Origin of the sequence: Streptomyces sp. NPDC056222, assembly GCF_042264065.1 — a bacterium.
GTDB lineage: Bacteria > Actinomycetota > Actinomycetes > Streptomycetales > Streptomycetaceae > Streptomyces.
The window spans coordinates 1-20,519 of sequence record NZ_JBHJTL010000096.1; the positions used below are offsets into that span (position 1 = coordinate 1).

Sequence of the window (20,519 nt, forward strand, 5' to 3'; positions counted from 1 at the left end):
CCGCCGGCCCGTGGCCGGCGGCACTCCTGTTGCGCGCGCGGAGCGGGATGCGGACGTACGTGCCTAGGCTCCCGGCATGGTGAATCACGACTGGCGGACGGATCGGATCGGCAGTGCGCTGCGAGGGGAGAACCCGGCCGTGATGCGGCGCCTGGACGCCGGGTTCGCGGTGATCGGGGATGTGCAGTTTCTGCCGGGGTACTCGGTGCTGTTGGTGGACGATCCCTCGGTGGAGCGGCTGTCCGATCTCCCGAAGCTCGAGCGACTGGCCTTCCTGTCCGACATGGATCGGCTCGGAGAGGCGGTCGAGCGGGCTTGCCGGCGGAGCGACAGCGACTTTCGGCGGGTCAATCTGGAGATCCTGGGGAACACTGACGGCTTTCTGCACGCGCACGTCTGGCCGCGGTTCGAGTGGGAGCCGGACGACCTGGTGCGGATGCCCGTGTGGCTCTACCCCCGCGACCGGTGGAGCGACGCACGGTACGCGCTCGGGCCGCGGCACGACGCGCTGCGTGCAGCGATCGGGGACGAGCTGGACCGGCTGCGCTCGGCGCGCTGACCTCGACCCGGAACGCACACCGCGCCCCGGCACACCCCTATGCCTGGCACGTCAGGCGCATCTGGCCCGCCGCGTGGTGGGCCTGGTCCCGGGTGGGCGGGCCGCCCCAGTCCTGGCCCCGGTCGACGAGGCGGACCGTGAAGGTGGGGGTGCGCAGGGGGTGGTGGCCCGTGGGGACGAGGGAGCCCGGGTTGTCGACCTGGTCGACGGTGAACGTGGCGTACGGGGTGCCGTGCGCCAGGAGTTGGTACACCGACGGGTCGCCGGCCGCGTCCTGCGGGCGGGGTGGGATCGGGACGTGGACCGCGAGGTCGCACGTGCGGTAGGCGGGACCCACCTCCCACGTCCACGTGGCCGAGTTGTCGTGGTCCCTCGTCGCGCTGCCCGACATCGGGAGCGCCGAGAAGCGGCCGTCGCAGCCCCCGCCCCGGAAGCCGCCCGTCCGGACCGTGTACCAGCCCTCGAAGCCGTCCGCGTACCGGCCCGACTCCGTATAGCCGCCGCCCGTACACCCCGGGCCCGCCCACACCTCGTAGTGGGGCGGGGAGGGGTGGGAGGAGGAAGATGGGGGAGGCGCCGTCGTGGTCGGGGGCTCACTGCTCGGAGACGACTCGCTCGGGGCCGGTGCGCCCGGGAACTCCGTCGGACCGTTTCTCGTCGGAACCGTCCGTATCGGCGGATCCCCCTCCGCCGCGGCCGGAGGCGGGTCGTCCGCCCCGGCCAGCGACACGACCACCGCCAGGCAGCCCGCCGCCACGACGGCCGCCAGCGCCACCACGCGGCCGGGCCGGCGCCGCCTGATCCCGATACCTGCGCCCACGCACTGCCGGCAGCCCATTCCCGGCAGCGGGCCCCTGCCCACACCGCCGCACTTTTCGCATGCCATAGCGGCACACCCTAAGGCCGACTCAGCGGAGTTCCTCCGGGCATGCAGTGCCCCGTGGGAAGAACTTGTACGGCGCCGCCAGCCGGTACACGCCCGCCTTCGGCGCCACCAGCTCCGTCCACTCGTCGCCCTCGACGTCCGCCTCCGTCTTGAGCAGGCAGCCGTACTCGTTCAGGAAGACCTTCGGCAGCTCCGTCGGCGACGCCTCGCGCGCCGCCTTCGACGCCTCCGTCTCCTCCGGCGGCTCGATCTTGCCGCCGTTCTCGTCGAGGAGCGCCAGCCACGGCGAGTACGGCACCCGGATCAGCACCCGGCCCGGGCTGTCGACCTCGATGACGACCTCGTTCGCGCCCGCCCGCCGTACCTTGGCCGGCGGGTCCGCCAGCGGCGCGGGGTCGTCGACCTCGTACAGCCGCCAGTTCGCGTCGGACCAGACCTGCTTCAGATACGGCAGGCCGTCCGCGACGAGCTCCGCCTCCCGCTCCGCGCCCGAGTCCGGCGCCCCGGTCGGCAGGACCACGTAGTGCACGGCCCAGCGGTCGAGCCAGTCCTGGTAGTTCGTCGCGTTCAGGGTGTCGTCGTAGAAGAGCGGATTGCGCTCCATGTCCGCCTGCCGGTTCCAGCCCCGCGCGAGATTGATGTACGGGGTGAGGGCGGACGACTCGCGGTGGCTGGAGGCCGGCACGACCTCCACCCGCGCCTTCTCCGCCCCGCGGACCTGCAGCTGGTTGATCAGTGGTGCCACCTCACGCGCCCAGGACGCGTCCGGGGCGGTACGGATGACGTCGTCGACGCCCTTGAAACCGATCCAGACGTTCAGGCCGACGAAGGCGAGCACCACCGCGTACCAGCGGCGCGAGCGCGGCACCGTGTACGGGAGGGCGGCCAGCAGCACCACTCCCGCGAAGAGCATCACCAGGCGGGAGACGTTCGAGCCGATCTGGGAGTCGATCAGCCAGGTGAGGAGCGTGCCCGCCGAGTAGACCGCCGCGCCCGTACGCACGGTGCGCCATTCGCTCGGTACGAGAACGAGGACGAGGACGCCGAAGAGGAACGGCAGTGACGTCGAGGCCAGCGACATCGGCTGCGTGCCGGAGAAGGGGAACAGCCAGGACGACAGCGCGACGACCAGCACCGGCGCGAGGCCGAGGGCGTACGCGCCCGGGCGCCGCTTGTTCAGGAAGAGCGCGGCCGCCGCGACCCCGAGGAAGAGGCCGGCGACCGGGCTGCACGCGGTAGCGAGACCGGCGAGGGGGGCGGCGACCGCCGCCTTCGCCCAGCGTCGGTGGCGCCATCGGTACGGCCAGCAGAACACGGCGGCGACCGCGCCGAGCGCGAACATCATGCCGAGCCCGAACGTCACCCGCCCCGACAGGGCGTTGCACAGGAACGCGAAGACTCCGGCCAGCGAGCACGCCAGCGGATTGCGGACCGCCCGCACCCGCACCAGGATCAGCGCCGTGAGACCGGCCGAGACCGTGCCGGCGATCATCATCGTCGTACGGACGCCGAGCACCGACATCACGTACGGAGAGATCACGCTGTACGAGACGGGGTGCATCCCGCCGTACCAGGCGAGGTTGTAGGCGGAGTCCGGGTGGCGGCCCACGAACTCGGCCCACGCGTCCTGCGCCGCGAGGTCGCCGCCGCTGTTCGCGAACAGGAAGAACCAGAGGATGTGGGCGAGTGCGGCCACGCCCGTCGCGATCATGACGGGGTAGCGCCGCTTGCGCCGCAGCGGCCTGGGACGGGGTGTCGTCTCGGCGGGCGGCCGGGGCCCCGGGAGGTTTATTCGCGAGGGTGACGGGGCTGGCAGCCGCGCACCCTCGTCTGCGCGTGTCGGCTCGGCGGTGGTCACTCGCGGCCCTCTCCCGTGCTGCCTCTCGCGCATGTCTCGATGTCCGGAACGCTAACAGCTGGGCACCCCGCAGAACCGGGGTGCCCAGTCGAGTCAGCCCAGACGGGTCAGCTTCTTGTCGAAGCCCGGTTCCACCAGGTCGGACTGGAGGGCGACCGGTGCGCTGACCTTGCCGGTGCCGGTGCCGATCGACACCTGGCCGACGACGTCGCCCGCCTTGCCCGTGTGCGGCACGCCCTTGCCGTCGTCGGTGAGCTCCAGGTTCACCTTCAGGCCCGGCCAGCCGATCGCCTTGAGCTCCTTGGTCGCGATCACCGGGGTCGTCCCGCCGAGACCGTCGTCGATGTGGCCGACGACCTGGCCCTTGCGGACCACGGCGGCGGAGGTGACGTCCTTCTGCGCGGCCTGGATCAGCTTGAGGCTGTAGTCGATCGACAGCTGGAGCTTCTCGTGCAGCAGCTTGGCGTCCTTCGCCCCCATGACGATGCCGAGGATCCGGCGCTGCTTGCCGTCGATGACGGTGTTCGCGGCCCAGAGCAGGTTGCCGCCGGCAGGCGTCGAGGAGCCGGTCTTGATACCGCTGACACCCTGCTCCAGCACGATGTTGTTGTTGTTCTCGATCCGACCGGGGATGCCGTCGACGGTGAGGTTCGGCATGTTCACGATCTCCCGGAACACGTCGTACTGCATGACCGCCTTCGCCAGCTTCAGCTGGTCCTGCGGGGTGGAGACGGTGGTGGACTCCAGGCCCGACGGGTCGGTGTAGACGGAGTCCGTCATGCCGAGGTCCTTCGCGGCGGCGTTCATCTTCTCGACGAACGCGGCCTCCGAACCGGCGTCCCAGCGGGCGAGCCTCCGGGCCACGTTGTTCGCGGACGGAATCATGAGGAGCTGGAGCAGCTCCTTCTCCGTGTACGTCTGGCCCTCCTTGACCGCCGCCGTCGACTCGAACTCGGCGCCGGCCTCGTCCGCGGCCTTCTTGTCGATCTCGATCTCGGGGCCGACATCCTTCCCCTTGATGGGGTGGTCACGGAGGATCACGTACGCCGTCATCGTCTTCGCCACGCTCGCGAGCGGGGCGGGCTTCTGGGCACCGTACGTACCGAGCGAACCGACGCCCTCGACCTCGGCCGCGCCCTGTCCCTCGGTGGGCCACGGCATGTTCAGCTCGCCGCCCTCGAAGGTGAAGGTGGGCGAGGCGGTGAGCTTCAGGGTGGCGGGCGGGAGCGGCCGGACGAACTGTACGACTGCAAAGATGATCAGAAGAAGAATGACCAGCGGGGTCCAGATCCGGACGCGCCGCATGGTGGTGCGCAGGGGGGTCTGCGGCGGGGGCGGGGTGTTCGTGAGCTCCGCGAGCAGGTCGAGCGGGGGCAGCGGCGGCATGGGCTGCTGCCTGGTCCGCTCGGCCTCGGTGAGCGACGGCGGGGGCGGGGACACGGGGGTCCTCGCCCCGGGCACCTCGGCTTGCGGGGCCTTGGCCTCAGGGGCCTTGGAAGTGGCGGCATCGGCGCGGAGCGGTACGAACGTGCTCGGGCGCTCGGCGGCGGGCTTCGGGGGCTCGGGGGGCTCCGGGAGCGGCGGGAGCTTCAGCGCGGTCGTCGGCTGGTCCACGACGGGCGGCCGTACGGCCCTGAACATGGTGGTGGGCTGGTCGACGGGAGACTCGTCGGCCTCGGGCTCGTCGGCGGCCTCGGGGGCCGCTTCGGGCTCGTCGAGCGGCTCGGGCTCGGCGGCGGGCTCGTCCTCGGGCTCGACGTCCGCCTGGGGCTCGTCCTCGGCAGGCTTGCGCGCGGCGAACCAGGAGTCTCGCGCCTTCTCGGCCTCACGGTCGGCGTCGATGTCGGCGTCGGTGTCCGCGTCGCCCTCCGCGACCTCCGCGGCCGGCTCGTCGCCGCCCGCGGGCGCGTCGTCGGCGTCGGTGTCGTCGGCCTCGTCCGCTACGTCCGTCTCGACCTCGGCCTCGACATCGACCTCGGCGGCGGTGTCGCCCTCCGCCTCCGCCTCGTCCTCGCCGTCAGCCGCCTCGTCGGCCGCCTCGCCGACAGGCTCTCCGTCGGCCTCGCCCTCCCCGTCGCCGGAGGCGACCCACGCCGCCACCGCCGCCCGCAGACGGTCGCCCTCGGCGGCCTCCTGAGGCGCGTCGTCCTGGGGCGCCTCGTCCTGAGCCGTCGCGTCCTCGGACACGGCCTCCTCGGACACGGCACCCTCGGACACAGCGCCCTCGGACGGAGCGTCGTCCTCCGAGGTGCGCGGCGCCGGGGTCTTGAAGACGGCCGTCGGCTGGTCGACCTGGACCGGCGACGCCGTCGCGGCACCCGCCGTCGAACCCGTGGACCCCGTCGACGAGGACGAAGACTCACGGAACACGGACAGCCGCGGATCCCTGCCGCCGCCACCCGCAGAAGCCTCCTGCGAAGACTCCTGCTGCTCCGCCTTGTCGGGGGACTCGCCCGCCACCGTGCCTCCTCCATGCGTCATGCGTACGTCCGAACCGTGTACCAGTGTCCTGTGTGAACCCGTTGGCCCCCGTGCTAGACGAGAACGACATACCTACTGGTTCCCGTACGAAGCACCCAGGCGCTCTCGACAGATGAATGTGAGAGGGGTCACCCTGTGACTCATCCACGCGGGGAGGCATGGATGGGCAGGAGCCGCAGAACAATTCCGGAGGAGCTTCTGCTGCTCGCTCTGGACCCGGCCACGGGTACCACAGCGCAGCCGCAGTCGCTCGACCTCGGCCTCGCCGGAGCACAGCTAGTGGAGCTGGCTCTGGCAGGACGGATAGCCCCTGACGGGGATCGTATCGCCGTGGTGATGCCACGGCCGACCGGAGATCCGACTCTGGACTCCGCACTGGAGCTGCTGCGCAGGCGTGGCAGTCCGGTTCGGGCGGTCCACTGGATCGGCGGGCCCCGACTGGGGCTGCGCCAGATCTATCTCGCTCACCTGGAGCGCTGCGGCATGGTCCATGCCGTGGAGGGCCAGATGTGCGGGGTTTTGCCGACGACTCGCTACCAGGCGACGGAGACGGCGATCAGCCGGGACATCAGGGCCCGGCTGGACAGTGCGATCCGCACCGGCGTACCGCCGGACCCGCGGACCGCGGCGCTTGCGGCACTGGCCCACGCGGTCGGTCTCGGCAAGCACCTGTACCCGGGGAACGAAGGACGGTCGTCGCGGTCCCGGCTGCGCGACCTGATCCGACACGACCCCATGGGCGGACTCGTGGCGCACGCCGTGATGGACGTCCAGAACGGTGTGGCCGCACAGCCGCGCCGCAGTGCCCCGGGCGGCGTTCCACAGCAGCCGCGCCGCGGGAGCATGGCGCGCGCCGCCGTGCACTGAGTTCCACGAGCTCGACCGGATCCACGAGTTCCACCGGATCCACCTGATCGACCGGATCCATTCCGGGAGCCGCACACGTGCGTTTCCGCGTCGCCCCTGCGTTGTCGTCATTTCCCAGCGCACACCACACCTTTGGTGGCAGTCTGCCAAGCAGTAGATACTCACAGCTACGCAGCCGACAGCCGGAGGTGCAGTTTCCGTGGCGTCCAACGTCAACCCCACCGTCAGGCGACGCCGATTGGGCCAGGAGCTGCGCCGGCTCCGGGAAGCGAAGAACATGACGGCCGAGCAGGTCGCCGAGCGTCTCCTCGTCTCCCAGTCGAAGATCAGCCGCCTCGAGAACGGCCGTCGCTCCATCAGCCAGCGCGATGTCCGCGACCTCTGCGGGGTGTACGAGGTCGAGGACGAGCGGGTCGTCGAGTCGCTGATGCAGATGGCCAAGGACTCGCGCCAGCAGGGCTGGTGGCACGCCTTCGGCGACATCCCGTACAGCGTCTACATCGGCCTGGAGACGGACGCCGAGAGCCTGCGGGTGTACGAGCCCCAGATCATCCCGGGCCTGCTGCAGACCCATGGCTACGCGGAGGCCGTGATCAGCGGCGCTCTGCCGGAGTCGAACCCGACCGACATCGACAAACGGGTCACCGTTCGCACCCGGCGCCAGGACCGGATCAAGGACGGGGAGCGACCGCTGCGACTGTGGGCGGTCATCGACGAGGGCGCGCTGCGCCGGGTGGTCGGCAACAAGCAGCTGATGATCCAGCAGTTGGAGCATCTCGTGGAGCAGTCGCAGCTGCCGCATGTGACGGTGCAGGTGCTGCCGTTCGAGATGGGCGCGCATCCGGGCATCAGCGGACATTACGCGATCCTGGAATTCCCGGACACGTCCGACTCCAGCGTCGTCTACATCGAGGGCGTGACGAGCGACCTCTATCTGGAGAAGGCCCAGGATGTCGCGAAGTACAGCGTGATGTACGAGCACCTGCGGGCACAGGCCCTGAATGTGGAGCAGACCCGGGAGTTCATTTCGGACATTGCGAAGAGCTACGCCGCCGGGTGAGAACGGCTGGGTGAGAGCCGCCGGTTGAGAGTGGAAAGCGGCGGCCCTTCCGAATTCTCCGATTCGGCCGTGAAAGCAGCCATTCGACCGGGGCCGCCGCCGAAGAGGGCCGTACGGTACACCCCGGACTCGCGCCAACGGAAGCCCAGTTGGAATATGCCATCCGGTCGGGTGAACGTCGCCCCCACGCGGCGGGGCCGACCAGTAGCGTCGATCACGCCAGCATGAGTTGGCGCGAGACCTACTGGCAGAACCGGAGTGAAGAACATGGCGATTATTCAGGGCGCTACGGACACCTGGACGAAGTCCTCGTATTCCGGCGGGAACGGGGCCTGCGTCGAAGTCAAGTCTCCCGTCGTGGCCGCGATCGCGGTCCGGGACTCCAAGGCCCCCGAGGGTCCGTCCATCGCTTTCGGCTCGGCCTCGTGGAACGCCTTCGTCGGTGAAGTGAGCAACGGGGCGCTCTGAGCCCGCGTGTTCAAAGCACCACATGCCGTACGGAAAGAGCCCTCTCGACCGGTCCGCCGTCCTGGCCGAGGGGGCTCGGCCATGTCCTCAGCGGAGTCGGTCCACGTACTGGTCCGTGCCCGGCACCGTCGGAATGAACGGCGCGACCAGTTCGACCCGCCCCCACTCGCCGCCGACCGTGTCCAGATCGGCGAAGTGCTCCGCCCAGCAGGCGCGCGGGTCTCGCTCCAGGAACCACAGCAGGGTCAGCCGGGTGTCGACCCCCTCGACCTGCTTCACGTACGTCATACGGTCCCCGGGCAGCGGCGTCGGCCGGAAGACGGTGACCATCGCGGCCGGTGATCCGGCGAGACGCTTCGGGAGCTCGCTCGACCGCAGCCGTTCGAGCAGCTCGGCCCGCTGCTCCGGCCCCTCGGCGTCGATGACCTGGAGGACCAGGCCGGCGTAGGGGTGGTCGAGGGCGTGGAAGTCCCGTGGTCCGGCCGCCCCGTCGCGGTACACGGTGGCCTCGTGGTCCTGGAAGCTCGTGAAGACGTGCGTACGGTCGCGGTAGACGCGGGCGTCGCGGTTGAGCCGCTTGTTGATGGCGACGGTCCACTTCATGTGCTCGTCGTAGCGGCCCTCGGTGACCCAGTACGTGGAGAGATAGCAGCCGGCCGTGACGGGCTGGGCGACCGCCGACTTCTCCGGGGTGCGCAGTTCCTGGAGGTCGCGGGTGGCGACCCAGCGGCGGCCGGCGAACATCCAGGGCATCGCCATCGCGCCCGCGTAGTAGTGGTCGTCCTCGTACCAGCGGTTGTAGGCGTACTCGTGGCCCGGGTGCGGTTCGACCATCGTGATCAGTGCGTGGCCGGGGTCGACCCCGTACGGCCCGACCGCCGCCAGCTCCGCGTACGTCTCGTCACTCATGCCCGTACCCCTTCCCTTGTCCTTCGAAGGCTCCTACTCTGACGGGTCGTCAGATCGATGGCCAGAGTCGGGAGGCACCCGGATGCTGCTTCAGGGAAAGACCGTGGTCGTGTCGGGTGTCGGTGCCGGACTCGGCCACCGGATCGCCGAAACCGTGGTGCGGGACGGCGGGAACGCGGTCCTCGGCGCGCGCACCGAGGCGAACCTCGCCAAGTCGGCGGCGGAGATCGACCCCGGCGGGCGGCGGACCGCCCACCGGGCCACCGACATCACCGACGAGGCGCAGTGCGAGGCTCTCGCCGCGCTGGCGCTGGAGCGGTTCGGCGCGATCGACGCGGTGGTCCATGTCGCCGCCTGGGACAGCTACTTCGGCGGGATCGAGGACGCGGACTTCGCCACCTGGCAGGGGGTCCTGGACGTCAATCTGCTCGGCACGCTGCGGATGACCCGGGCCTGCCTGCCGGCGCTGAAGGAGCGGGGAGGTTCGGTGGTCCTGATCGGTACGCAGTCGGCCGTGGCCGCGCCCTCGCAGGTGCGGCAGGCGGCGTACGCGGCCTCGAAGGGGGCGTTGACCTCGGCGATGTACTCGATGGCGCGGGAGCTGGGGCCGCACCGGATACGGGTCAACACCGTGCTGCCGGGGTGGATGTGGGGGCCGCCGGTCCAGGCGTACGTCCAGTTCACCGCGCATACGGAGGGGGTGGCCGAGGACGAGGTGCTGGCGCGGCTCACGGAGCGGATGGCGCTGCCCGAGCTGGCGACGGACGAGGACGTGGCGGAGGCTGCGGCGTTCCTGGTCTCGGACCGGGCGCGGGCGATCACCGGGCAGTCGCTGCTCGTCAACGCGGGAGAGCTGATGCGGTAGCACCCCGGAGGCGGAGACCGGGCCGCACGGTACGCGACGGCGTACCGTGCGGCCCTTTTTGCCCTCATCTGTATTCAGAGATATGAACACAGGTCAACAAGAAGAACGATTTTACTTGCTCTTGACCCTCCACCGCGTTGTCCTGGCCCGTCAACTCACCACACCATGAACGGCGTTCACAAGGCGGACCGGACCCCTGGAGGGGGCTCAATGAACAGTCTCGACTGGGCCGTGCTCATCGGCTACTTCGGCGTGATGGTCGCGATCGGCGTCTGGTCCCACAAGCGCGTGGACAACGTCTCCGACTTCTTCACCGCCGGCGGGAAGATGCCCTGGTGGCTCTCCGGCATCTCCCACCACATGTCCGGCTACAGCGCGGTGATGTTCACCGGATACGCCGGCATCGCGTACACGTACGGTGTCACGTCCTATGTCACCTGGTCCTTCCCCATCGCGATCGGTATCGCCATCGGCGCCCACCTCTTCGCGCCCCGCCTCAACCGGCTGCGCTCGCGGCTCCATGTCGCCTCGCCGCTGGAGTACCTGAAGAACCGGTACAACCTCCCCACCCAGCAGGCCCTCGCCTGGTCCGGGGTGCTGCTGAAGATCGTCGACGTGGGTGCGAAGTGGGCGGCGATCGCCACCCTGCTCTCCGTCTTCACCGGGATCTCCCTCAACCAGGGCATCCTCATCACCGGCGTCATCACCGGTATCTACTGCACCGTCGGCGGTCTGTGGGCCGACGCGCTCACCGAACTCGGGCAGTTCATCATCCAGTTCTTCGCCGGCATCGCGATGCTCGTCGCCGTCATGGCGAAGCTGGGCGGCTTCAGCGCCCTGTGGACCGTGTGGGACAGGCCCGAGCTCCAGGGCCACACCGCGCCGACCGCCGGCCCGTACACGATGACGTTCCTGCTCGCGTATCTCTTCATCAAGACCTTCGAGTACAGCGGCGGCATGTGGAACCAGGCCCAGCGCTACATGGCCACCCCCAGCGCCCGCGAGGCCACCCGCTCGGGCCGGCTCTCCGCGGTGCTGTGGTTCGTCTGGCCGCTGGTCCTCTTCTTCCCCATGTGGGTCGCGCCGCTGCTCGTCGACCCGAAGAAGCCCGACGCCTCCGACAGTTACGCCCTGATGACCGAACAGCTGCTGCCGCACGGACTTCTCGGCCTGGTCATCGTCGGCTTCTTCTCGCACACCATGGCCATGTGCTCCTCCGACGCCAACGCCATCGCGGCCGTCTTCACCCGTGACATCGCCCCCGCCATGAGCAAGGCGGCCCGCAGCTGGACGCAGCACGCCGGACTGATCGCGGCGCGCTGGTCGACGATCGCCTTCCTCGGCCTCTCGATGGCGGTCGCCACCCAGGTCAACTCCCCGGCCTTCAAGGACATCATCACCGTCGTCATCAAGTGGGTGGCCGGACTGATGGGACCGATCGCGATCCCGTTCATGCTGGGCCTGCTGAAGACCTTCCGGAAGTCCGGCCCGACGGCCGCACTCGTCTCCTGGGCGGCGGGCCTCTTCGCCTTCTGGCTGACCAACTACGGACTGGACGGCATCGAGCTGCAGATCCAGATCGTCTCGCCGCTCGCCACCTCCCTCGTCCTCTACGTCCTGATCGGCTTCGTCAGGCCGGAGGACACCCCGGAGCGGGACGCGGTCCTGGACCGGATCCACTCCGACGACGGGGGCGCCGCCGTACCCCCGCAGGCCGCGGGCGACCGCGCCGGTCAGCCCCTCGGGTAGCGGGCCAGCCAGCCCGGGTGCGACTCCGAGGGGCTGTGCAGGGCGGCGCCCTGCGTCATCTCCATCGCGAAGTCGTCCGCGAGCTCGAGGATCGTGGAACGGCCCTCCAGTTCGGCCAGCCAGGCCGGCGGGAGGGCCGTCTCGCCGTGCAGGGCGCCGAGCAGCGCGCCGGTGACGGCCCCGGTCACGGCGGAGGGGCCGTCGTGGTTGACCGCGAGCCGCAGACCGTGGCGGATGTCCTCGCCGACGAGGGCGCAGTAGACGGCGGCGGCGAGCTGGCACTCCGCCCGGTCCTCGTCCGCGCCGAGATCGGTGACCCGGCCCGCGTTCGGCATCCCCTGGCGTACGGCTCCCAGGGCCTGCTGGAGCGCCGCGGTGACGGGCTCGTGGCCGGGGCGCGGGGTGAGCTGGGCCAGCGCCCGCTGCACCGAGCCGTCCACGCTCTCGCCGCGCGCGAGCCCGTGCACGACGACGGCGAGCGCACCGGCCGCCAGATACGCGGCGGGGTCGCCGTGCGTCTGCGCCGCGCACTCCACGGCCAGCTGGCACACCAGCTGCGGCTCCCAGCCGACGAGCAGCCCGAAGGGCGCCGAGCGGACCAGGGCCCCGGAGTCGGTCGCGTCAGGGTTCTTGGGCTTGTCGAGAGTGCCGAGGACGTCGTCGCCCAGACCGGTGAGGCAGGCGCGCGAGGGGTCGCGGCGGGCGTAGAGCCACTCCTCCCGGGCCAGCCACCCCAGGTCCGTACGCCGCTCGTCGGGGCCCCAGTCGCGCTGGGTGGCCGCCCAGCGCAGATGGGCGCGGTGGACGTCGGTGGGCGGGTGCCAGGCGCCGGTGTCGCGGCGGACCTGGGCGCGTATCAGCCCGTCGACGGTGAAGAGGGTCATCTGGCTGGCGGCGGTGACCGCGCCGCGTCTGCCGTACGTGGAGACCGGCTCGGTGAGACCCTCGGCGCCGTGGATTCCCCGGATCCCGTCCAGGGAGAGCGTCGCGACACCCGCGCCGAAGGCGTCGCCCACGGCCCCGCCGAGGAGACAGCCGCGGACCCGGGCCCGGAAGTCCTGCTGTTCGGCGCGGCCCCACACGGCCGCAGCGCTCGTGGTCACGACATACCTCCCCCGGAAACCCTCGGCGCACAGATCTCGCAGCACTGTAATCGACCGGGTTCGCGCGTTCGCGGTGCGGAACGTTATGTGATCGGACGCCCTTCGGGCCGGGTTTGATCACAGTTCACCCGAGCTCGCGGCGCCGATCCGCCCGCGCCGGCGTTCCCGTGCAGCCCTCTCCCCCACGCGGCGGAGGCGGACCCTCCCCTCGGCTGACGTCCGGCGACACGGGAGGCGGCGATGCTCGACGGAACGTGCCGTACTCCTCGATCGGAGCCCCATCGTGCCGAAGTACTCCCTGCGGGCCGCCGCCCTGCTCGCGCTGGTCGCCGCCGTCGCCGCACCCATCGCCGTCGCGGCGCCCGCCCCCGCCGAACCGGCGCCGGTGAACGCACCCCTCCGTTCGTCCCTCGAGGGCGACGCGCGGATGGCCTATGCCGAAGCCGACGAGGCGGTCCGGGTCAGCGTGAACGCCCATGCGGCTTTCGGCCCCGCCGGCCTCCCCACCCGTTCCTGGGGCACCTTCCGCATCTCTCACGAAATCGACGGGATCGTCCACTGGGGCGAGTTCAAGGTCGACTGCCTCAGCACCGGCGGCCCCACCGCCACGGTGACGGGCCGCCTGGTCCGCACCAGCCCCGGCCACATCTGGGGGAAGGTGCTGGAGCCGAACACCCGCATGGGCGTGAGCTTCTACGTCCCGGAGAAGGGTGGCGAGGCACGCATCGGGCTCTCCGGGGCCACGTTGAAGGGCGAGCCGCTCCTCACGAAGTGCATGGCACCGGCCGCCGACGCCCGCGTGATCGAGGGCGGCTACACGCTGCGCGACCGTCGCTAGGGGGTGTCTTGCCGATCACGCCGCGAGCCCGGCCTGATCGGCAAGACATCCCCCTAGTCCCCCAGCACCGGCAGCAGCTCCGGCAGATGGCCGTCCGAGGCCTGGGCCGTGCGGACACGTTCCTCCGTCACCTCGCCGTACAGCGTCGTACGCGGGCGGGACGGCCTGCCCGCCGCCTCCGCGATGGCGACGAGGTCGCGGATCGAGCGGTACGAGCCGTAACTGGAGCCCGCCATGCGGGAGATGGTCTCCTCCATCAGCGTGCCGCCAAGGTCGTTGGCGCCCGAGCGGAGCATCTCGGCGGCGCCGTCCGCGCCCAGCTTCACCCAGCTGGTCTGGATGTTGGGGATGTGCGGGTGGAGCAGCAGCCGGGCCATCGCCGTGACCGCGCGGTTGTCGCGGACGGTCGGGCCGGGGCGGGCGATGCCCGCGAGGTAGACCGGGGCGTTGGTGTGGATGAAGGGGAGCGTCACGAACTCCGTGAAACCACCGGTCTCCTGCTGGATCCGGGACAGCGTGCGGAAGTGACCGAGCCAGTGCCGGGGCTGGTCCACGTGCCCGTACATCATCGTGGACGAGGAACGGATGCCCAGCTCGTGGGCGGTGGTGATCACCTCGATCCAGGTGGCCGTCGGCAGCTTGCCCTTGGTGAGGACCCAGCGGACCTCGTCGTCGAGGATCTCGGCGGCCGTGCCGGGGATCGAGTCGAGCCCGGCCTCCTTCGCCGCCGTCAGCCACTCGCGGATCGAGAGCCCGGTCCGGGTCGCGCCGTTGACGACCTCCATCGGCGAGAAGGCGTGGACGTGCATGCCGGGCACGCGTTCCTTCACCGCCCGCGCGATGTCGAAGTACGCGGTGCCGGGCAGGTCCGGGTGGATGCCGCCCTGCATGCACACCTCGACCGCGCCGACGTCCCACGCCTGTTGGGCACGGTCGGCGACCTGCTCGAGCGACAGGGTGTACGCGTCGGCGTCGGTGCGCCGCTGTGCGAAGGCGCAGAAGCGGCAGCCGGTGTAACAGACGTTGGTGAAGTTGATGTTCCGCGTGACGATGTACGTGACGTCGTCGCCGGACACCGCGCGGCGGACGTCGTCCGCGATGCGGGTGAGCGCGTCGAGCGCCGGGCCGTCCGCGTGCAGCAGCGCGAGGGCCTGGTCGTCGGTGAGCCGGGTGGGGTCGTCGGCGGCGACCGCGAGGGCTTCCCGTACGTCGGTGTCGATGCGCTGCGGGACCATCCCGGGGACCGCGGCCTCGCGCAGCGCCTCCCAGTCCCCGTACACCTCGTCGAAGTCGTCACGGCGGTCGTGGGTGCGGCCCGTGGTGTCGATGGTGCGGTGCAGGTCGGTGCGGCCGGCGGCCGTGAACGCCTCGTCCGGCTCCTGCCACGGCAGTCCGCGCACCGGGGCGTCCGGGTTAGCGAGACCCGTCTCGGGGTCGGCGAGCGCGCGGACGTGCGGCAGCAGCCGCGGGTCGAGCCAGGGCTCGCCCCGGCCGACGAACTCCGGGTAGACGCAGAGCCGTTCGCGCAGCTCGAAGCCGGCGGCGCGGGACTTCTCGGCGAGGGCGTCGATCTGCGGCCAGGGCCGTTCGGGGTTCACATGGTCGATGGTGAGCGGGGAGACCCCGCCCCAGTCGTCGATCCCGGCGCCGATCAGTCGTCCGTACTCCTCGTCCACCAGGTTCGGCGGCGCCTGGAGGCAGGCGGAGGGGCCCATGATGTGCCGCGCCACGGCGATCGTGGCGACCAGGTCGTCCAGTTCGGCGTCCGGCATCCCGCGCATCGCCGTGTCCGGCTTGGCGCGGAAGTTCTGGATGATCAGCTCCTGGATGGAGTGGTAGGCGCGGGAGACGCGGCGGAGCGCGAAGAGGGACTCGGCCCGCTCCTCGTACGTCTCGCCGATCCCGATGAGCAGCCCACTGGTGAACGGCACGGAGGACCGGCCCGCGTCCTCCAGGACCCGCAGCCGCACGGCGGGCTCCTTGTCGGGGGAGCCGTGATGCGGGCCGCCGGGCTCGGACCACAGTCGGGTCGCGGTCGTCTCCAGCATCATGCCCATGGACGGGGCGACGGGCTTGAGCCGCTGGAAGTCCGTCCAGGAGAGCACGCCGGGGTTGAGGTGCGGGAGCAGTCCCGTCTCCTCCAGGATGCGGATCGCCATGGCCCGTACGTACGCGAGGGTGTCGTCGTAGCCGTGCGCGTCGAGCCACTCGCGCGCCTCGGGCCAGCGGTCCTCGGGCTTGTCGCCGAGCGTGATCAGGGCTTCCTTGCAGCCCGCCTCGGCACCGCGGCGGGCGATGTCGAGGACCTCGTCGGGGGACATGAACATCCCGTGCCCGGCCCGGCGCAGCTTGCCCGGCACGGTGACGAAGGTGCAGTAGTGGCATTTGTCCCGGCACAGCCGGGTGAGCGGGATGAACACGCTCTTCGAGTACGTGATGACACCGGCCCGCCCGGCGGCCTCGAGGCCCGCGTCCCGCACCCGCGCGGCGGACGCGGCGAGATCCTCGAGGTCGGCGCCCCGGGCCTGCAGCAGCACGGCGGCCTCGGCCACGTCGAGCGCAACCCCGTCCCTGGCTCTGCGGAGGGCGCGGCGCATGGCGTTCTCGGTGGGCCGTTCCGTCTGCCCGGGCTGCTGATCCGTCATGGAACGAGCATACGAGCGGCCCCTACGGTTGAGTACGCGTACTCAACCGCCTCGTACCTGCGAGCCCTACGATGAGCCCTCGCTAAACGGAATGGGATCTTCGGGGGCTCGCTGGTGACACTGAACGCCAAATGGGACGAACTGTTCGGATCGGGCGATTCCGATGCCCGGATGACGCTGGCGTCCGTGGCACCCGACCGCAGCGGAGGCAGCGGAGGCCCCGACGCGGACCTGAAGGCCGACGCGGGCCCCTGGACCAAGTCCGGCAGTGTCGCCGCGGAACTGCGCCTGTCGACGTCGACCTCGCTGACCGATCTGACGACGGCGAACGACGGGGTGGCCGGCGCCACCGCGGGCTTCGCCTCCAGCGGCACGCTCACCTCGATCGCCGAGACCTGGAAGACGCGTCTCACCGCCGTACGCGACGAGTGCGGCCGGCTCGAACCGGCCCTCAAGAGCGCCGGCCGCGACTTCGGCGAGCGCGAGGTCGACACCGAACGCAGGATCAAGGCCGCCTCGCCGCCGCCCGCGCAGAAGAAGGAGGGCTGATCCGCCATGCCCACCTGGCAGCAACTGCGGGACGTCAAGCTCTCCGAGTACACCGACGCGGCCGACGGCTGGGGCCGGATATCCAGCCGGTCCAACGCCGACAAGGACCGCGTCGACAACGAGATGGTCGGCAGGATCCGGGACACCCAGAAGGGCGACACGGCGAAGGCCGCCGTCGGCGACCTCGACCAGCTGTCCCGCAACTACCAGTACCTGCACGCCGAGTGCGGCCTGATACGTACCGCGCTGAACGGGCTGGCGTCCGAGCTCGCGGCCCCGCAGAGGAAGCTCAAGCAGGCCCTGGAGGACGCCGAGAACCTCAAGTTCACGGTGAATCCGGACGGTTCGGTCACCTATCCCGAGGGCGGCGAGAACCTGATCGACAAGAAGCCGCTGCCGGGTGGCAGCGCGCAGGGCTCGCAGTTCGGCTTCCTCTCCCCCACCGGCCCACCGCTCCAGCGGTATCCGAACTCACCGCTGCTCAGTCCCCCCGGCCAGTTCCCCGGCTTCGGCGGCGGCAACCCCAACCAGGCCAAGGCACAGGCCGTCGCGAACTCGATCGCCGCGGCCGTCCGGGAGGCCGGCGAGATCGACGGCCGTTACTCGGACGCCCTGGCCCAGTTGAAGGCCGAGCCCGGCCTCAAGGTCGACAACAAGACCCTCGCGGACACCGCCGCCGACACCAAGCGGCTCCAGGACGCGGCCGGCAAGTACGCCGACGACGGCGACATCCCCAAGGGCAAGAGCACCGAGGAGAACGCCAAGTGGTGGAACGGGCTCACCCAGGAGCAGCGTGACGAGTACGCGACGCTCTACCCGGCCTCCGTCGGCGCCCTGGACGGCATTCCGTCGGCAGTGAGGGACGACGCGAACCGGATGGTGTTCGCGGAGTCCCGAGCCAAGTACGAGATGGAACTGGCGGCCCTTCCTGCCGAGCCGAGGAAGATGGTGCCGTACGGCCCCCGCGGCGCCATGGTGATCAACAAGGACTGGCAGGAGTGGCACGACCGGAAGGAACAGCTCCAGGGCCGGATCGACGGGATGACGGCCATCGACAGCCGCCTCAACCGTCCCGCGGGCAGCGACCTCCCCGAGGCGTACCTGCTGATGTTCGACGGTGAGAAGGATGACGGCCGGGTCGTCCTCGCCAACGGCAATCCGGACACGGCGGACCATACTGCGGTGTACGTGCCGGGAACGAAGACGAAACTGCCGGACATCGAGGGCGACCTCGCGCGCGCCGACAAGCTGTACACGCAGAGCTCCGACCTGGAACCCGGTCAGAAGTTCTCGACGATCACCTGGTTCGACTACAACGCGCCGGACACCATCCTCACCGAGGCGACGCGCAACAAGTACGCGGACGAAGGCGCACCGACCCTGCGCCAGTTCATGAACGGCCTGGAGACCGCCCAGGGCGGTCCGGACAGGTCGCACACCACGCTCATGGGGCACAGCTACGGATCCACGGTCATCGGCGTGGCCACCCAGCAGGGCCAGAGCGCCGGCCCCATCGCGGACGACATCATCGCGGTGGGCAGCCCCGGCATGCAGGTGGAACACGCGCGGGACCTGGGCGTGGAACCCGACCGGGTGTGGGCGATGGGCGGTGGGGGTGATGACAACGGTGTGCGCTGGGGTGGCAGACTCGTGGGTCACGGCGAGGGCTGGACCATCCCCACGGACCGCGGCTTCGGGGGCAACATCATGGAGAGCGACTCGCCCGATCACGGTGGCTTCTGGAACCCCGAATCCACCAGCCTGAAGAACCAGGCCGCGGTCATCAGCGGACATCGTGACGAGGTAATCCTTGACTAGTCGACTCTCATGGGCTCTGCCCGCCCTGCTGGCATGCACACTTCTGACAGGATGTTCGGACATGGACAAGGCCCCGGCGGGCGTGCGCGACGGTGCTCAGATGCAGACGGAGACCGAGAAGACCTCCAGTCGCGTGCTGGAGATGATCGGCCTGAAGGGGCAGGTCACCAAGGGCCGGGCGACCCCCCTGCCCTGCTCCGGGTACGACGCCGAGGGCGCGGTGCAGCAGAACCACCACCCCTGGAGCCTCCACGGCGTTCCCTTCGCAGAGCTGGAGAAGGCCTACGCCGGGCTGCGCACGGCGTTCCCCGAGAGCGGTTGGAAGGTCGTCTCCGACGGTCCGGACAAGAGCAAGGCGAAGACTCCTACCCTCGTCGCGGACTCCCCCGACGGCGAGTTCTCCGCCGAGGTCAGGCTGCTGAACAGGGAGGGGCAGTCGGGCTCCACATCGTTGATCAACGTCACCGTCGTGTCCCGCTGCTACGAGGTCGCACCCTGACACCTGAGCACCCGCACCCAGTCCGGATGAGGAGAGGCGCGGATACGGGCGGGCAGGGTGGCCGCCTAGCCTCACGGGCATGACGAACGAGCTGACGGACGACGTGGCGCACCCGCCGACCCCGGTATGCCGAGCCCTCCGGGCTGACCCTTGACCAAGCGACTCACATGGACCGTGCCCGCCCTGCTGGCGTGCGCCCTCCTGACGGGATGTTCGAACTTGGACAAGAAGACAGCGGAAGTCCGCGACAGCGACCAGGTACGGAAGGGTGTCCGGCAGACCTCCAGCCACATCCTCGACATGACCGGCCTTAAGGGGAAGGTCACCAAGCCGGGACCGCTGCCGCTTCCCTGCGACAGCTACGAACCCGAGGGCCAGGTCATCCAGATGCGACACAACTGGAGCATCTACGACCTCCCCTTCGAGGAGCTGGAGAAGGGGTACGCCACGCTGCGCACGGCCTTCACGAAGAACGGCTGGAAGATCGTCTCGGACGGACCGGACACCAGCAAGGCGAAGACGCCCACGATGGTCGCGGACTCGCCCGACGGTGAGCACTCCGCCGATGTCCGGCTGATGGACAACCGCAAGGCCAAGGACCCGACCTCGGTCCTCGCCGTCACTGTCGTCTCCGGCTGCTTCCAGCCCTCCTGACGCCCGGGCTGAGTACCCGAGCCCGGCCCTCTGAGCCTCCGTACGGATCCGGGCCGCACCGCCCGGCCGTAGCGTCCGTGTCGTGAACGATCAAACGCGCAAGGGCCTGCGCATCGGCCTGTACCTCGTCCTCGGCGTCGTCGCCCTGCCCGTGCTGCTGATCCTCGGGCTGATCATCTGGTTCACCGTCGACAGCGCGACCGGGGAGGACTTCCCGACCGTGCGGCCGGCCGACAGGGCGCGACAGGTGACGGAGCGGTCGCAGGAGATGTACGACGCGGCGGGGATCGACCGGCCGCTGCCGGCCGTGCGAAGCGGGGAGTACGCGGCTGCCGACAACCGCATCACGGGCGACCCCTGCTACCCGAGCGGCATCGAGGGCATCGCGGACACCCCCGAGCCGGGCTCGTACCGGCTCTACCACAAGTGGCGGCTCGACGCGGTCGACAAGGCGGCGGGCACGGCCGCGCTCGGCAAGCTGCACGCGCACCTCGAGGCGACCGGGTGGACGATCGTCGACTACGGTCCCTCCGGCGACGACTGGGAGCTGCGGGCCCGCAAGGGCGACATCGACGACCGGGTCTCCTTCACCTGGCGGTCGCACTGGCAGACGCTGAACGGATTCATCGGCAGTCCGTGCGCCTACGACCCGGCCGGCGCCGAGGGCGATGCGGCGGTCGAGGACCTGGAGCCGCCCGCCCTCCACTAGCG

General features: G+C 70.4%; 18 protein-coding genes. 12 read left to right on the plus strand and 6 right to left on the minus strand.

The window, feature by feature from the left end:
* The first annotated feature begins 79 nt into the window (after positions 1 to 79).
* The gene (locus ACFC0D_RS31520) at positions 80 to 559 is read left to right on the plus strand and encodes an HIT family protein (RefSeq protein ID WP_376443378.1); all 480 of its coding nucleotides are present in this window, start codon (positions 80 to 82) and stop codon (positions 557 to 559) included.
* A gap of 37 nt (positions 560 to 596) precedes the next feature.
* On the opposite strand, the gene ACFC0D_RS31525 is transcribed toward ACFC0D_RS31520, so the two are convergent.
* The 3 genes from ACFC0D_RS31525 to ACFC0D_RS31535 all read right to left on the minus strand — a co-directional run bounded on the left by ACFC0D_RS31525 (position 597) and on the right by ACFC0D_RS31535 (position 5,784).
* On the minus strand, positions 597 to 1,379 hold the full coding sequence (locus ACFC0D_RS31525; protein ID WP_376443304.1) for an adhesin: 783 nt from the start codon (positions 1,377 to 1,379) through the stop codon (positions 597 to 599).
* An 88-nt stretch (positions 1,380 to 1,467) separates the two neighbouring features.
* Positions 1,468 to 3,156, minus strand: coding sequence for an MFS transporter (locus tag ACFC0D_RS31530; protein WP_376443307.1), 1,689 nt, complete (start codon positions 3,154 to 3,156; stop codon positions 1,468 to 1,470).
* A gap of 240 nt (positions 3,157 to 3,396) precedes the next feature.
* Positions 3,397 to 5,784: a serine hydrolase gene (locus tag ACFC0D_RS31535; RefSeq protein WP_376443309.1), complete on the minus strand. Its 2,388-nt coding sequence runs from the start codon at positions 5,782 to 5,784 to the stop codon at positions 3,397 to 3,399.
* A gap of 162 nt (positions 5,785 to 5,946) precedes the next feature.
* Here ACFC0D_RS31535 and ACFC0D_RS31540 point away from each other — a divergent pair, with 162 nt between their 5' ends.
* From ACFC0D_RS31540 to ACFC0D_RS31550, 3 genes are all read left to right on the plus strand, one after another.
* Positions 5,947 to 6,651: a GPP34 family phosphoprotein gene (locus ACFC0D_RS31540; RefSeq protein ID WP_376443311.1), complete on the plus strand. Its 705-nt coding sequence runs from the start codon at positions 5,947 to 5,949 to the stop codon at positions 6,649 to 6,651.
* A gap of 199 nt (positions 6,652 to 6,850) precedes the next feature.
* Positions 6,851 to 7,711, plus strand: coding sequence for a helix-turn-helix domain-containing protein (locus ACFC0D_RS31545; RefSeq protein ID WP_376443313.1), 861 nt, complete (start codon positions 6,851 to 6,853; stop codon positions 7,709 to 7,711).
* Between the two features lie 267 nt (positions 7,712 to 7,978).
* On the plus strand, positions 7,979 to 8,179 hold the full coding sequence (locus ACFC0D_RS31550) for a DUF397 domain-containing protein (RefSeq protein WP_137988782.1): 201 nt from the start codon (positions 7,979 to 7,981) through the stop codon (positions 8,177 to 8,179).
* Positions 8,180 to 8,266: 87 nt separating this feature from the next.
* On the opposite strand, the gene ACFC0D_RS31555 is transcribed toward ACFC0D_RS31550, so the two are convergent.
* Positions 8,267 to 9,088, minus strand: a complete 822-nt coding sequence (locus ACFC0D_RS31555) for a hypothetical protein (protein WP_376443317.1) — start codon at positions 9,086 to 9,088, stop codon at positions 8,267 to 8,269.
* Positions 9,089 to 9,170: 82 nt separating this feature from the next.
* Here ACFC0D_RS31555 and ACFC0D_RS31560 point away from each other — a divergent pair, with 82 nt between their 5' ends.
* Both ACFC0D_RS31560 and ACFC0D_RS31565 read left to right on the plus strand, forming a co-directional pair.
* Positions 9,171 to 9,953 (plus strand): SDR family oxidoreductase, encoded by a 783-nt coding sequence (locus tag ACFC0D_RS31560; protein WP_376443319.1) that lies wholly within the window; start codon positions 9,171 to 9,173, stop codon positions 9,951 to 9,953.
* 210 nt (positions 9,954 to 10,163) lie between these two features.
* The gene (locus ACFC0D_RS31565; RefSeq protein ID WP_376443322.1) at positions 10,164 to 11,702 is read left to right on the plus strand and encodes a sodium:solute symporter family protein; all 1,539 of its coding nucleotides are present in this window, start codon (positions 10,164 to 10,166) and stop codon (positions 11,700 to 11,702) included.
* On the opposite strand, the gene ACFC0D_RS31570 is transcribed toward ACFC0D_RS31565, so the two are convergent.
* A complete protein-coding gene (locus ACFC0D_RS31570) occupies positions 11,687 to 12,805 on the minus strand; it encodes an ADP-ribosylglycohydrolase family protein (RefSeq protein ID WP_376443325.1) in 1,119 nt (372 codons plus the stop codon). The two genes, ACFC0D_RS31565 and ACFC0D_RS31570, sit on opposite strands and share 16 nt — an antisense overlap.
* A 283-nt stretch (positions 12,806 to 13,088) precedes the next feature.
* Here ACFC0D_RS31570 and ACFC0D_RS31575 point away from each other — a divergent pair, with 283 nt between their 5' ends.
* Positions 13,089 to 13,643, plus strand: coding sequence for a hypothetical protein (locus ACFC0D_RS31575; protein WP_376443327.1), 555 nt, complete (start codon positions 13,089 to 13,091; stop codon positions 13,641 to 13,643).
* A 53-nt stretch (positions 13,644 to 13,696) separates the two neighbouring features.
* Here the strand turns inward: ACFC0D_RS31575 and ACFC0D_RS31580 are convergent, their stop codons facing one another.
* Positions 13,697 to 16,288, minus strand: coding sequence for a bifunctional FO biosynthesis protein CofGH (locus ACFC0D_RS31580; RefSeq protein WP_376443329.1), 2,592 nt, complete (start codon positions 16,286 to 16,288; stop codon positions 13,697 to 13,699).
* 171 nt (positions 16,289 to 16,459) lie between these two features.
* Between ACFC0D_RS31580 and ACFC0D_RS31585 the strand changes: the two genes are divergently transcribed.
* From ACFC0D_RS31585 to ACFC0D_RS31605, 5 genes are all read left to right on the plus strand, one after another.
* Positions 16,460 to 16,837 (plus strand): hypothetical protein, encoded by a 378-nt coding sequence (locus ACFC0D_RS31585; RefSeq protein WP_376443332.1) that lies wholly within the window; start codon positions 16,460 to 16,462, stop codon positions 16,835 to 16,837.
* 6 nt (positions 16,838 to 16,843) lie between these two features.
* Positions 16,844 to 18,655 (plus strand): alpha/beta hydrolase, encoded by a 1,812-nt coding sequence (locus ACFC0D_RS31590; protein ID WP_376443335.1) that lies wholly within the window; start codon positions 16,844 to 16,846, stop codon positions 18,653 to 18,655.
* A gap of 61 nt (positions 18,656 to 18,716) precedes the next feature.
* Complete coding sequence (locus ACFC0D_RS31595; protein WP_376443338.1) at positions 18,717 to 19,154, plus strand: hypothetical protein; 438 nt, start codon at positions 18,717 to 18,719, stop codon at positions 19,152 to 19,154.
* A gap of 219 nt (positions 19,155 to 19,373) precedes the next feature.
* On the plus strand, positions 19,374 to 19,808 hold the full coding sequence (locus tag ACFC0D_RS31600; RefSeq protein WP_376443340.1) for a hypothetical protein: 435 nt from the start codon (positions 19,374 to 19,376) through the stop codon (positions 19,806 to 19,808).
* A gap of 82 nt (positions 19,809 to 19,890) precedes the next feature.
* The gene (locus ACFC0D_RS31605) at positions 19,891 to 20,517 is read left to right on the plus strand and encodes a hypothetical protein (RefSeq protein ID WP_376443343.1); all 627 of its coding nucleotides are present in this window, start codon (positions 19,891 to 19,893) and stop codon (positions 20,515 to 20,517) included.
* Positions 20,518 to 20,519: the final 2 nt, after the last annotated feature.

Bases quoted from the DNA above. Each gene is read 5' to 3' on its own strand.
- ACFC0D_RS31530 (WP_376443307.1), bottom strand. From the start codon at position 3,156: ATGATCGCGACGGGCGTGGCCGCACTCGCCCACATCCTCTGGTTCTTC.
- ACFC0D_RS31535 (WP_376443309.1), bottom strand. From the start codon at position 5,784: ATGACGCATGGAGGAGGCACGGTGGCGGGCGAGTCCCCCGACAAGGCG.
- ACFC0D_RS31540 (WP_376443311.1), top strand. From the start codon at position 5,947: ATGGGCAGGAGCCGCAGAACAATTCCGGAGGAGCTTCTGCTGCTCGCT.
- ACFC0D_RS31550 (WP_137988782.1), top strand. From the start codon at position 7,979: ATGGCGATTATTCAGGGCGCTACGGACACCTGGACGAAGTCCTCGTAT.
- ACFC0D_RS31555 (WP_376443317.1), bottom strand. From the start codon at position 9,088: ATGAGTGACGAGACGTACGCGGAGCTGGCGGCGGTCGGGCCGTACGGG.
- ACFC0D_RS31560 (WP_376443319.1), top strand. From the start codon at position 9,171: ATGCTGCTTCAGGGAAAGACCGTGGTCGTGTCGGGTGTCGGTGCCGGA.
- ACFC0D_RS31565 (WP_376443322.1), top strand. From the start codon at position 10,164: ATGAACAGTCTCGACTGGGCCGTGCTCATCGGCTACTTCGGCGTGATG.
- ACFC0D_RS31580 (WP_376443329.1), bottom strand. From the start codon at position 16,288: ATGACGGATCAGCAGCCCGGGCAGACGGAACGGCCCACCGAGAACGCC.
- ACFC0D_RS31585 (WP_376443332.1), top strand. From the start codon at position 16,460: ATGACGCTGGCGTCCGTGGCACCCGACCGCAGCGGAGGCAGCGGAGGC.
- ACFC0D_RS31590 (WP_376443335.1), top strand. From the start codon at position 16,844: ATGCCCACCTGGCAGCAACTGCGGGACGTCAAGCTCTCCGAGTACACC.
- ACFC0D_RS31595 (WP_376443338.1), top strand. From the start codon at position 18,717: ATGGACAAGGCCCCGGCGGGCGTGCGCGACGGTGCTCAGATGCAGACG.